At 37.6% G+C, this 13201-nt stretch carries 9 protein-coding genes; 2 read left to right on the top strand and 7 right to left on the bottom strand.

Annotated elements, in window-relative coordinates; all coding sequences use genetic code 11:
- Positions 1 to 14: 14 nt before the first annotated feature.
- Positions 15 to 1073 (bottom strand): glycosyltransferase family 4 protein, encoded by a 1059-nt coding sequence (locus tag V1503_RS11845; protein ID WP_214480758.1) that lies wholly within the window; start codon positions 1071 to 1073, stop codon positions 15 to 17.
- 307 nt (positions 1074 to 1380) lie between these two features.
- On the opposite strand from V1503_RS11845, the gene V1503_RS11840 reads away from it, so the two are divergent.
- Complete coding sequence (locus tag V1503_RS11840; RefSeq protein WP_214480759.1) at positions 1381 to 1611, top strand: hypothetical protein; 231 nt, start codon at positions 1381 to 1383, stop codon at positions 1609 to 1611.
- A 21-nt stretch (positions 1612 to 1632) separates the two neighbouring features.
- Positions 1633 to 3000, top strand: coding sequence for a SpoIID/LytB domain-containing protein (locus V1503_RS11835; RefSeq protein WP_410627131.1), 1368 nt, complete (start codon positions 1633 to 1635; stop codon positions 2998 to 3000).
- A gap of 115 nt (positions 3001 to 3115) precedes the next feature.
- Here V1503_RS11835 and V1503_RS11830 read toward each other — a convergent pair whose 3' ends face one another.
- The 6 genes from V1503_RS11830 to V1503_RS11805 all read right to left on the bottom strand — a co-directional run bounded on the left by V1503_RS11830 (position 3116) and on the right by V1503_RS11805 (position 13005).
- Positions 3116 to 3889 carry an S-layer homology domain-containing protein gene (locus tag V1503_RS11830; protein WP_410627129.1) on the bottom strand — a complete coding sequence of 258 codons (774 nt, stop codon included), beginning with the start codon at positions 3887 to 3889 and terminating at the stop codon, positions 3116 to 3118.
- A gap of 17 nt (positions 3890 to 3906) precedes the next feature.
- Positions 3907 to 5436: a murein biosynthesis integral membrane protein MurJ gene (murJ, locus tag V1503_RS11825; protein ID WP_410627127.1), complete on the bottom strand. Its 1530-nt coding sequence runs from the start codon at positions 5434 to 5436 to the stop codon at positions 3907 to 3909.
- 5 nt (positions 5437 to 5441) lie between these two features.
- Positions 5442 to 6533, bottom strand: a complete 1092-nt coding sequence (locus V1503_RS11820) for a glycosyltransferase (protein ID WP_410627125.1) — start codon at positions 6531 to 6533, stop codon at positions 5442 to 5444.
- Between the two features lies 1 nt (position 6534).
- Positions 6535 to 7689 carry a polysaccharide pyruvyl transferase family protein gene (locus V1503_RS11815; protein ID WP_410627123.1) on the bottom strand — a complete coding sequence of 385 codons (1155 nt, stop codon included), beginning with the start codon at positions 7687 to 7689 and terminating at the stop codon, positions 6535 to 6537.
- Between the two features lie 440 nt (positions 7690 to 8129).
- Positions 8130 to 9977, bottom strand: coding sequence for an N-acetylmuramoyl-L-alanine amidase (locus V1503_RS11810; protein ID WP_410627121.1), 1848 nt, complete (start codon positions 9975 to 9977; stop codon positions 8130 to 8132).
- 259 nt (positions 9978 to 10236) lie between these two features.
- Entirely contained in the window at positions 10237 to 13005 is a 2769-nt protein-coding gene (locus V1503_RS11805) for an S-layer homology domain-containing protein (RefSeq protein WP_410627119.1), read from the bottom strand.
- Positions 13006 to 13201 lie beyond the last annotated feature (196 nt).

Genomic DNA, 13201 nt, shown 5'->3' with positions numbered 1-13201 from the left:
TCATCCTCCATTAATTATTTTTTTACATTTGGTGCATATAAAATGCCGCGTATGAAATTAATTAGTGGACGATAATTTTCACCAATTAAGCCGATCTTTTCAACAAATAGCTCAACGACAAGTAATAACACTGAAATAATGACGAGTGCATACCATATCGTTACTTGTGAGAAAATAACAGCAGCAACTCCAAACATGGCACTTATACCGTAAATAACAAGAACGGTTTGTCGGTGACTATACCCTAGTCGTAACAAGCAATGATGCAAGTGTGATTTATCAGGTGCAGATAACGGCTTTTTATTTACGATTCGACGAATGATCGCAAAGAATGTATCTGAAATCGGTACCCCTAACACAATGATTGGCACAATCAAGGAGATAAATGTAACGTTTTTAAATCCTAGGAGTGATAGAACAGCTATCATGTAACCAAGGAATAACGCTCCTGTATCACCCATAAATATTTTAGCCGGATGGAAATTATAGAATAGAAAGCCAATAATGCTTCCAAGCATAATTAACCCAATACTGACAACAAATATATCACCTTTAATCATCGCCATTCCAGTAATTGTAATCAATGCGATAGCAGATACTCCTGCTGCTAGACCATCAAGGCCATCGATTAAATTAATGGCATTAGTGATGCCGACTATCCAAAGTATTGTTAACGGTATACTGAACCAGCCAAATTGTAATTCACCACCGAATGGCAAGTTGATAAATTCAACTTGTACACCACCTAATACAACCACACCGGCAGCTAATAACTGCCCACCTAATTTTATCTTCGCAGATAATTCAAATACATCATCTAATACACCTGTGAGGATAATAATGGCACTACCGATAAGTATAGCTAATTGAAATTCATCTTGAGGTCGTAAAATCAACACACCGATTAGAAAACTTATATATATCGCTAAGCCACCTAAACGCGGCATGATTTTTTGATGTACTTTGCGCTGATTCGGACGATCTGTTGCTCCAATTTTATACGCAAATTTCTTTACAAGCGGCGTAATCAATATGGAGATTATTAAACAAATCAATGAGGTCAAATAAATCATGTAGACCCTCCTTAGTAATATATGTTGCCCAATTTGATTCAAAACTATCTTCTTTTTTACATAAAGTTTTACAATTAATTCTAAATTTAAGTATATTTGCTATCTTGTTTTCTAGTTATACAAATTGCATTATATCATAACTACTTTATAAGATAAATAGAATACTAGACAACTATTTTTAACAGTTTCCTGCTACTTCTATCGCATTCTCAAAATAGCGAAACGCAGGCCACCATTTCTTTGTTATAATAATATTCGTGCAAATCTTTCATTTTTTGACCATTATATACAAGGAGGAAACAAAAAAATGAAATTCTCTAAGAAATCGATTCTAGCAATTTGTGTAACTAGTATGCTTGCACTATCAATATTTACAGTTAAGACTGCCGCCAATACAGAGCCTGTCATTGCAAGTGTAGAATGGGTTTTGTCAAAAATTAATCCACTGAGTGATAAGGTAGAGAATTTAGAACAAAGAGTGACAGAGCTTGAAGATCAAGTTGATCAATTAAAAAATAAGCTTGAAAATAACTCATAACGATAGGGTGGTGTACATACGATGAAAAAATTAGCCATCGCTATCATGTCAATCATTTTTATAGCTCTACTCCCAACAATCTCTGCTGGATCTGGGACGGCAGGTATATCACCTCCACTCTATGAGACGAGTATTAAGGTAAAATTGTTACCAGAAAAAACATTTTCAGCAAAAATATTTGGGTCATATCATGTTGTGAACCTAAAAGATCAATCGGTAATTCCTTATACTACAGACATTATATTTGAGCAACAGAATGGTATAGTCATCGCTACAACCAATGGTGACTCCTACGAATCGAGTTCTGGATATGGACTTTATGAAGTAGAGCAAAATGACCAAAATGCTGTAGAAATATCTAACATCCAGACGAGCTCTGGACCGATGCCTGTACAGTATCGAGGTTCGTTTTCAATTACACCTCAACTAACAGAAGAAGCACCTAACTTAGTTAACACGTTACATATTGAAGATTACATCAAAGGTGTTGTACCTAGTGAGATGCCATCTTATTGGCCATATGAAGCACTAAAAGCACAAGCTGTAGCAGCACGGAGTTATGCGTTCTCTCAAATGCAAACATCACAATATTTAAACATGACTGTTGCAAGTCAGGTTTATCGTGGTAAAACGAACGAAGCAGCAACGACTAATCAAGCAATCGCTGAAACAAATGGCATATTTGCAACATATAACAACGAACCTATTCAGGCATTTTTCCATGCTAGTAGTGGTGGTTATACTGAAAATAGTGAAGATGTATGGTCAAATCCTATTCCTTATATTCGAGCTGTAGAGGATTCATTTGATCAACATCCAGATAACACTCATTATGGTTGGAGCATGAGCATCCCTGCTACAACGATAACTAACAGCCTATTTGGTAATGCACAAAACACCTTACTCTCTTTAAAAGTAACTGAAAGAAGTATAGCTGGTGCAGTACAACAAATGGAAGCCATTGTATATGACAATGAAAGGAATACTAGATCCTCCATTTCATTAAAGCCTACATTTACAAGCTCTTCTGATGGATTTCGCACCATCTTCGGAGAGTACATAAAGAGCTCCAAATTTACCGTTACTGGTGATGCAGCTGCAAAAATCATCCTTGCAGACGGCTCAACAACTCGTGTAGATAACCTTTACGGCTATGAGCTACAAACAACAGACAATGCGACAGAGACAATCGTCGACGACAACATTACATTAAAAACTAAAACGTCAACAGCTCTTTATCCAACATTTACTCAAGCGTATCAATTTTCAGGCGACGGTTGGGGCCACGGTCTAGGCATGAGTCAGTGGGGTGCACGAAGCATGGCATCAGCAGGCTATACATACGACCAAATATTAAAGCATTATTACATTGGTATCGAAGTCAGATGATCACCAAAAAAGCTTTATATCCATCTATAGACACAAACAAGGAGACTTACGATAATAAGTCTCCTTTATGTTGCCCTATTTTGTTAGATGTTTTCACCTTTTGTGTATTTACTACTTAATCTCTTTCCAATGCTCGTACAAGAAATGCAGAAAACTGAGAGCGTTTCGTTGGCTCACTTGGGTTAAAATAACCATTGCTTCCTGTCGCAATGCCGTGCTGGGTAACAATCTTTATAGCGTCATATATGTCACCATCACTGTTATCATTTGTTACATCCACATACTCTGTAAAAGCAACGTCTAGTGGCTGTAATTGAAAGCCTTTTTGTAATGCAACAGCCATATGTTTTCTTCGCATTGGTTCATTTGGCATAAACGAACCGTTGTTACCGTCAATCAACCCATGTTCAAAAGCAGTCATAATCAACTGTTCGGCCCAATTACCTGGCTCTACATCATTGAATACGGACGGTGTTTTAGATAGTGGGAGGTCAAGTGCTATGACAATCATCTTTGCTGCTTGTGCCCTTGTAATTGTATTTTCAGGTTTGAAGAGCTGTTCAGCTGGGTAGCCTGAAATAATTCCTTGCTTGTACAATTTCATAACTTCTCCAAAAGCCCAATAATCAGCTTGCACATCATTAAAGACCGGCTGTTCAGTTGACTGTTCTGAACTCATTAAAAGATCTTCTACTTCTTTCTCAAGTAAAGCAACTTTATCTTCTACGCTTTGTGTACTTGCAGCTACTTCACCTAGCTCTTGCTCCGTCCACTCTGCTGTTGCTACCTCGTTATTTTTACCTGCATATGTTTTTTGCTCCTGTGAACAAGCAGACGTGATTAATAAGCCGGTAATAGTACATAATAAAAACCCTTTTTTATGAAGCATCCTTTACCCCTCCCCCGTCAAACAACTTGCTTATTTCTCTTACTTCTTAAGTAACGCGTAAATATTTCAAGCTCAGGAAATTTCAATAATTTCATAAGGAGCGCACCTACGATTACAAATATCACGAACCCGATTGCTACGTTGATGAAGGAAGAAGCAAATGAGAGCCAAATGGAAGAAACGTATGTAATGGTACCTAAGATCAAAATAAAGATCCATGTTTTCCAAATTTGCATTATCTCTTTCCCATACACTTTTAAGCGTAGGATGAAGCGTCCAAACATCACGAGTAAAATGTAATTTGAAATAGCACTTATTGTCGTTCCCCAGGCAATGGCATTAGTGCCTTCATAGTCGATAAGAATATTTGTTGCGAGAACTGTTACACCAAATACGGAAATAACGTTAATCAAAACAGGTAAGAATGTGTTTTCCATCGCATAGAAAAATCTCGTTACATATGCGCTTGATGCGAGAGCATACATAGAAATGGCTAATATTTGCACGAGTGGAGTGGTCAATATTGTGTCGTCTGCTGTTAATTTTCCATATTCAAAAACGATCGTGACAATATCTTGTGCGTAAAAATAGACAAACACCGTGATCGGTAATAGCATCAGCCTAAGTACTCGTAAACCCCTTTGATATAAGCTTTCAATTTGATCCATCTCATTCGCTGCTACCTTTTTAGACAGCAACGGATAAATAACAGTCGTAACAGCTGTCATTAATACTGCTTGAGGGAACTGTGTAAGCTTGGAAGCATTATTTAACAGTGTCGTTAACCCATCAAATTCAGGGAACCGTGCAGCATAAATACGTTGAATAAAAATGTAAAATTGTAACGCAGCCCCTCCTAAAATAAGTGGAACTGTCATATTGACTAATCGTTTCATTTCATTTGTATATGCAAACTGAAAACGAAATTGGATCTTTTCTTTTTTGATTCCGTATATGAGCACAACAAGCATAAAAACTGCACCGAGTAACGCACCAAACCCGTATGAATAAAAGCTGAGTATCGGCATAAGGGCGACTCCAAATATTAAAAACACTAAATTATATAATAACGTTGAAAATGTCGATAAACTAAATCGATTATGAACATTTAATACTCCACTTAACCATATTGATAGTACTAATAAAACGGTAGACGGAGTCATCCATAAGTAAAGATTTTTTGTAATTTCAAAGCTTTCACTAGAAAGCTGCCTAAAGGATAATTTAAGGATTGGATCGACAAATATCATTAACAATATGGTTAAAGCAATAAAAATAACCGTCATATAAGAAAATACGATATTTAGAAATTTTGTTTTTTCTTCTTTCGTCGGTAATTTGCTATAAATTGAAATAAATGCTGTGGTTATTGCACCACCAACAACTAGGTAAATGAGGTTTGGAATCGTATAGGCAAAAAATATAGCATCTGCTTCTGTTTTACTAAATAACATACCTACTACTGCGTCTTTAGCAAAACCAATAAGCCTAGCAACTATATTAATAATCGTAACGATTCCAATCGCTTTAAAAAGTTGATTCTTCATGTCTTTCATCCTTTATGATAAATGCTTATTAGCTTATCGATAAGAGTATCTTCGTCATTTTCTTCTGCGCGTTTCTCGCCATTGTTAATTAATTGCTGTTTAAGTTGGTCATCACTTAAAACTGCATTAATTCCTTCATAAAGTGCATCTGCATTCTGTGGTTGCACTAATATCCCATGTTGATTTGCTAGCAAATACGATAAACCTCCAACATCACTTCCTACTACAGGCGTGTGACAAGACATCGCTTCAACTGCTACAAGACCGAACCCTTCCATATGAGATGGTAAGACAAAAACCTCTCCAGCTGACATCCACTTAGCAAGTTCCTGCTGTGTTAATGCACCAAGAAATTTTATATCAGCTGTCTGTAGTTCACTAACCTTCTGTTGTAACTCATTCATAAAGTTTTCGTTACGACTTTGACCGATTACATACAAGACTGCATCCTTATGTTCTTTTTTCAATAAAGTAAATGCTTCAATCAGTTCGATAAGTCCTTTTTCACGAATGATATTACCGACAAAAATAAGTGGACGTTCATGCTCTTTCAAACCAAGCTGTTGACGGACAGCTCGTTTCTCGTATGGGACAAAGACTTTTCTGTTGACACCCATGTTAACGATCGACAGTTTGTCCTTCTCAACGCCATATTGCTCGTGCATCTCATCATACAGTCCTTGTCCAACCGCAATGACATGATTAGCACGTTGTAATATTTTTTGTGTCCACTTTCGAATCCGTGGATTCTTCTTAGCCATGCGATCTATATCACCGCCATGAGCAGTAACAATTAATGGCGTACGGTGAATTTGTTGAAATAGCAAGCCTATTACCCCAGTTGGAAAAACATAATGTGCATGGACCACATCATATGATCTTCCTTTTATTAGTAAAGTCCACAAAGCTTGCAGCAACCACTTACAATATTTTATTATTACGTTCACTTTGCGATTACTTGGGTCATCAATTGCAATGACATCTACAATTAATCCTTGCTTCCTCAGAGCTTCCACCTGATTCTTCACAAAGATACCGAAAGTTATGCCGTCATCATTAGGGTACATATTACTTAGTACAAGTACTTTTTTCTTCATGTTACTTACCCTCTTTTCTCGGCAACATATGAAATTGCTTTAACCCTTGTGCTGCTTTCTCCTTTAATTGAACGGATATTTTCTTAACAAGTGTTTCTGTGTGTTTCCAATTTTGTTCCATTTCATTTACCGATGACAAAAATATCGTATCGTTCGATGATAAGTTATCTATTGGAATACAAGCCTTTTCTTGATCAATCATCTTCATAAAATGCTCAACCTTATGATGGTACGCTACACCAATGGACGGTGTTTCTACAAGATATGAGAAGATGATAGAATGAAGTCTCGTTCCGATGACAACATCCTGTTCTGCACATATATTAATCAGTTGATGCGGTTGCAAATGATCATCAATGACAGTAGCATGATCTTTATATTTCATCCGGTCATAAATTTCCTGTGTCATCCATACATCCTGTGGATATTTTGTTGAAAAGAACGTAATATCTACACCTTTTTCTTCAATAAGCGCATCTAGGTTTTGAGCCATCCCATTTACATACATTTCATATTTTTCATCATTAGCTTCAGGCCAATATTTTAAGTTATAATACGGTAGGCTTGTTACACCAATTTTTTTTATCTTCTCGCTGCTTTTGTGTGTTTTTTCGGGAGTGATGGAAAAAGCAGGGTCACCAATCACATCGATGTCCTTTTTAACACCAATTTTCCTAAGTAGCTCCTTCGACTGAGGGTCACGCACCGATACACTATCAGCAACTCTCGTCAGAAGTCTAATAAATAATCTACCAATGGACGTATTCAATGGGCCTACTCCACATCCGTAAACAATCACTTTAGCTCCATAGAAGCGTCCTAATAAGCCGTACGTTCCAAACAAAGGTGCCTCACGCTTGTATAAGTCCATCAAAATGCCGCCACCACCAATGATGACAACATCTAACCCTTTCATTACTTTCCGATTATGTTTCACGGTATGTAATAATGTTTTAACAGCCGACCCTTTTTTATAATAAAGTGAGGCTGCTTCCGTTCCATATTTTTGCTTCGTAAAATCTGGGTTATCACTAAAGACCGTAATATCTTTTCTATTTACATCAAAATGTGTCGTTAATTGTTGAATAATACCTAACAGGATCGCTTCATCCCCGTTATTGTTATTCCCATAATTACCCACAATCCCAATTTTCATGTCTATTCGTCCTTTTCTTATTAAAAATACCACGAATATTATACCATACATATGTCATAATAAAACTGTTGCTCTCTTGAATTAAGGTGATATCAACTAGTAATTCTTACAAGAGTAGCTATATCAAATCCTATGTGCATGGGGATTTCTCTTCGTTAAAATGAACGTGCAATTGTTGTCGATTAAATGCACTAATTGTTATTTTTCATACTATAAACACGTATAGCGATGTTCGTGGCACCCTTCACATTTTGGCTGTTCTCGTATGGATTGTTGTTTTTTGCACTAAAAACTTACTTATACATAGTCATTTATTCTTCTAAAAACGATGACTATAGCGTAAAACGGCGTCTTTCGACTAGTTTAGGAACTATACAACAAAGTTTACGAAAAGAGCCTAAAGAAAACAACGAGCTAAACAGCTCGTTGCTATGTTGGTGTTAAAATAATTGATAATATAACTGAATTCCTGAAACAATTCCATCTGCATACTTCACTAATACATTATCATCAAGTAGCAATTCAGCATCCACTTCGTTTGAGAGAAAACCCAGCTCAACGAGGACGCTTGGAATATCATTATGCTTAACTACATACAATTCATTGTCCTTAATGCCACGATCAGCCGATCCAACTATTTTCACAATTTCAGATTGTATAGCACTAGCTAATAGCTTGCTTTCCGCTCCATTTTCATTCGTAGAAGTATTATAGTAAGTTTCAGTACCATTTGCATCTTGATTGGTTGACGAATTCGCGTGAATACTAACAAATATATCTGCATAATTTTCTTTCGCTATGTCAACGCGATCCTGAAGCTCTAGCTTCGTATCATCATCTCTCGTCATAACGACGTGAGCTCCTAATTCGGCAAGTCTTTGCTCAACTAATTTAGCAACTTTAAGAACGATATTTTTTTCTTGCTCATCATAACCCGACGTTCCTGGATCTTTCCCACCGTGTCCAGCATCAATGACGATAATGCGATTTTCGATCATGTTACCTTTATCTGTTGATAACAGCTTAAGATATGTTTTGTGTACATATCCAGTTTCATTGTTAAACTGAATATGTGCCCAATTGCCACTTAAGTCCATTACATCAACGATTTCTCCATTCAACAGCTTGCCAATCACTTCACTTTCTGTTGATGGCGACTGACGAACATTTAACGTGGTCTCAACAGTAACGACTCCTTTTAACTCTCCAGTTTCACTATCAGGCTCTGGAGCTGGCTCTGGCTCTGGTTCTGGGACTGTCATTCGAAAGTTTTCATTTAATGTTCTCGATAAGAACACCGAAAACTCAGCCCTTGACACAGCTTTCTCCGGTTTAAATTGATTATTACTTCCGTTTGAAATCCCTTGATAATACAATGCCGATATGTAATTAGATGCCCAATAATTAGCGTCTACGTCCGTAAATACTGCATCGATTTGTTGCTGTGCTTGTGTTTGCTGTAGAGAAAAAGCCTCTGTAATAATCTTACTCATCTGTGACCTTTTCAACGTGTCATTTGGTTGATATTTATCACCGTATCCTGAAATAACACCAAGCTGCACAGCCTTTTCGATATACCCTGATGCCCAATGATTCGTTGGTACATCAGTAAAAGTTGCATCCGCTACCTCAAGCTGGCTTTCTCCTAACGCTTCAATAATCATTTTAGCTGCCTGTGCCCGGGTTACGTTGTTTTCTGGAAAAAATTGCTTGTCATCGTTTTCTAAAGTATAGCCTGAGATAATCTCTAATGATACTAAGTAATGAATGTTTGGCATAGCCCAATAGTCATTATTAATATCGATAAACACTTGATCTTGATCAATGAAATCTTCAAAAGTTGGCTGATCAGTGTCATCAGACTGATCATTGTTTTCTTCATCAGAAGGTTCCCCTTCATTTTCTGGATCGTCCGTTGGATCATCCTCAGTAGCTACTTCATCAACATCCTCATCATCACTATTTCCTTCCGGTTCTTCCTCATTACTTTGCTCTTCCTCATCAGAACCTTCTGGATTTTCTTCATCATTTGCTGCTGTTTCCTCGTCAGATTCTTCATTATTCTCTGAGTCCTCATCGGATTCTTCATCCTTTTCTTGCTCTTCCTCATCAACAGGATCGTCCGTTTCTTCTCCCCCTTCGTCCTCTGGTGGATCTTCAGGATCAACCTGTGTCATAGGCTCTGTGTTTTGAGTCGCACGAAGATCGGACTCTGCATTGACTTGAGCACCGAGGAAAAATGTAGAGAAGCAAAGCATTAAAATCCATAAAGATAGTTTTTCCCCCACGAGTTACACCCTTTCTATAGCAAACAGCTATACAAATAAAGCTAGCGTCTGCTATGTTTTTTTATGTGGTCATTGTAAATATGTAAAAAAAGACGTAGAAGAAAGGTAAACGCTTGTCCTCAATCGTTGTTCCACGCCTTGTTAAATAGTTTAAGAGGGTTCCTCACACGCTCTATCGAATACATCAATGTTCACGCGTTGCTCATAAGAACCCTCTTTGAAAAGCCCTTTGCGAGAACTACCTCCCGCGTAAGTAGATTTACTTTGTTAAAATACGGTATAAAAATGCACTGAATTGTGCACGAGTGACGTAATTATTGGGCTTGAAAGTTTGATCTTCATACCCTGTCGTCACACCATTTGCTGCTAATGCAGAAATTTCTTTATACGCCCAATGATCAGCAGGGACATCCTTAAAGTCAGCAGCTGCTTGTCCAGCTAAATCATATGCACGCTGTAATATTGCCGCCATTTGGCCACGAGTCAAAGTCCCCTCTGGATCAAACGTGCCATCTTCTTTCCCTTTAACAATCCCTGCATTTGCTACTGCTGCAATCGTTTTATAATATTGATGATCTGTTGATACATCCTTAAAGTTAGGATTAGTTATGTTACTTGTGTCAAGGTTCAGTGCTCTATCTAGCAGCACTGCGGCATGAGCACGAGTTAGGTTGTTATACGGTAAGAAATTTCCATCAGGGTAGCCGTTAATAATCCCTTTACTTGCTAAATATTCGATCTCAGTTTTCGCCCAATTATCTTCTGGAACATCTGAAAATAATTGTTCATTATACGATGCACTGTAAACAGCTTGTAGCTTGTCAAAATAAATTTCACCACTGTCTTGCTTATCTTCCACAGCTTCGGCTAGATAAACTTTACTCACCTCAATTGGTGCTTGAACGTCTTGTGGAATATCAGCTTCAACGTATTTCCAGCCTGTCCAAGTTAAGCCACCTTCGGTAGTGAAATCAATCGTATGGGTCTTGCCCGCGCTATCAATAATTTTTCCACGTAACCAATGACTCTTTCCATCACCGTAAACCCAAAGACCAAGCTTTAATGGTTTACTTGCTACTTTGATCGGTTGTTTCGCAGTTACATAAGCAGCTGCTACTCCCTCCTCACCAACTGAAAAATCATAGCTTAGTTTTAGAGATGCAGAACCTTCTTGACGTGGTTCTGATTCACTGCTCTTTGCAATTGAGGCAGATGATCGAGCCGTTTCAGCAGTCCATTTTGAAACATCGTCAAAGCTATCAAGGCTTAACGGCTTATTGTTCACAGTTACTGGTACGGATACTGACGTTTTTCCTAACGTTGCAGTTATCTTTCCAGATCCTTCAGACTCTGCTGCAGTAAACAATCCGCTGTTGGAAATCGTCCCTATTGCTTCTGTTACAGACCAAGAAACTAAACTGCTATCATAGATGAGCTTGTCATTATTTGAATCCAATGCTTGTAAATTCAATTGTTCAGTTTGACCTGAAGCTACGACTAATGAATCAGGTGAAACTGTTAATTTATCAATCGTATCTACTACAGTGATAGGAAGTTCTTTCACAGCACCTTCATACGTAGCGATAATTTTTCCTGTACCACTGTTCTCTGCTATAAACTTCATGCCTTCAAACTTTCCGAGATTATTAGTTACCTCCAATGAAAGTTTAGAAGAATCAAAGGATAGTGGATTATAATATTTGTCCATCACAAAGTCATAAACTACTTCGACTGATGCACCTTCAACAATTTTCCCTTGCTCCTTCATATGGAGTTCTAAAAATTTCGGTGTGTCATTCGGTGCTGAGCTTACAACGTGAAGAGAAGTTGAAACTGCCCGTTCTCTGCCATCCGAAGGTTTATTTGCTACTGATGCATATTGATCACCATGCTCACGAACGACCATCGTTGTTGATCCACCACCATCAAGGTTGATGGCACGATCTGCACCAAGACTCGCAACATACTCTGCGAATTCTTTAAGATTCATTCCTGTACTATAGCCAGATTGTCTACCATCAACAGTAACAAAAAACACTCGGTTTTTACTACTATCAATGGCAACAGCTGAACGGGGTGCCTTTTCTTTTGCACGGGAGCTGTTTTCATCAATTGTTAAGTACGGTTTGCCGTCCTTCACAAGCATAGGTCCAGACGTTAACATATACTTTGAGTCTTGCCACTTAGAATCAATATTTAAAGAGACTTGAAGCTGGTCCCCTACTTTTACATGTTTAAGTTGTTCATTCCACTTCCCTGTCATAGAAAGAACAAAGCCATTTTTCGGAATAGGAGTATTTGCATTATCCCCATAGTTACGGATGGATTGAACTGTACCATTGTAAACATCACCAAAGCTTGGTAACCCTTCTAATGCTTGGTCTGTAGTAACAATGAATTCCGTTCCATATTCATTCGTATCTGTGTATCCATTAGAATGACTTGGCGTATAGATAATCATCTCATCATAGCCACGACCACGATTGATGCCGTCTGCTTGATATGTAGTTCCGTTATGTTCAAGAGCTATATTTACATTATAATGATCAATTTCTGCTTGCCCATTGCTTAAAATCCCAAATGCAATGGCTTCATTTACATATTGATCTCTACCAGAGGCAATCATGCCACCATTATAAATTTGATTGTCCTTGGCAATCATGTATACAGGTAAACCATTACTAGTATGATAGAACGAACCATTTATCGCCCCGACTACATGATGCTCTGCACTACTATTTGCTTTTGCACTACTTGAAACAGTAGTTAATTTATTTAGAGGGGATGGAATTCCTACTTCAATTGATGTGAATGGGTCATTCAATTGAATATCTAATACATTAGCAACCTGTGTAGTAGATGATGATTGAAGTTTCGTATTTTTATATGTGACACCAGGTGAAACTTGAAACTGGTCTAATAGATCTTGTGAGTAGCTTTCAGCACGTACACTTTCTGTAATCATGCTAAAACTAAGCATTTGTATAATTAATACTAACGACGTAATTAATGAAACTATTGTTTTCATGCTGTCTCCCCTTACACTCCTTTCAAAGCTATTAATCTTGTTCACCACCTTACATATTTTAGCAGATAATGTCGAGATACGCTACCTATCTATTGCACTATTTTCGACAACTTGTAGTCAGTCCTCATAAAATTATAATGAAAGATGCTAGAAAAATAGTAACAAAATAGTTACATTTACCAACAACATCATTCTT

It is taken from the genome of Nanhaiella sioensis (genome assembly GCF_046557775.1).
Classification (GTDB): domain Bacteria; phylum Bacillota; class Bacilli; order Bacillales; family SM2101; genus Nanhaiella; species Nanhaiella sioensis.
The sequence above is the reverse complement of the archived record's forward strand: the minus strand, read 5'-3'. Positions and strand labels throughout refer to the sequence as shown.